Consider the following 559-nt stretch of genomic DNA (forward strand, 5'->3'; position numbering starts at 1 on the left):
GTACTTTTCACCATTCCCTCACGGTACTATCCGCTATCGGTCACCAGGGAATATTTAGGCTTAACGGGTGGTCCCGCCAGATTCACACGGGATTTCTCGGGCCCCGTGCTACTTGGGTGTTTCTCAAACGAGCCGTTGACGTTTCGACTACGGGGGTCTTACCCTCTACGCCGGACCTTTCGCATGTCCTTCGCCTACATCAACGGTTTCTGACTCGTCGACCAGCCGGCAGACTGATCAAGAGAAATCCCACAACCCCGTATACGCAACCCCTGCCGGGTCTCACACGCATACGGTTTGGCCTCATCCGGTTTCGCTCGCCACTACTCCCGGAATCACGGTTGTTTTCTCTTCCTGCGGGTACTGAGATGTTTCACTTCCCCGCGTTCCCTCCACACTGCCTATGTGTTCAGCAGCGGGTGACAGCCCATGACGACTGCCGGGTTTCCCCATTCGGAAACCCCCGGATCAAAGCCTGGTTGACGACTCCCCGGGGACTATCGTGGCCTCCCACGTCCTTCATCGGTTCCTGGTGCCAAGGCATCCACCGTGCGCCCTT

The 559-nt window shown here is 57.6% G+C and carries 1 rRNA gene; it reads right to left on the reverse strand.

Annotated features, from left to right (window positions below):
- Positions 1-559: ribosomal RNA gene (locus IEY91_RS41465) — 23S ribosomal RNA — on the reverse strand; the annotation flags it as partial.

Origin of the sequence: Streptomyces lasiicapitis (assembly GCF_014646335.1) — a bacterium.
Taxonomy (GTDB): Bacteria; Actinomycetota; Actinomycetes; order Streptomycetales; family Streptomycetaceae; genus Streptomyces; species Streptomyces lasiicapitis.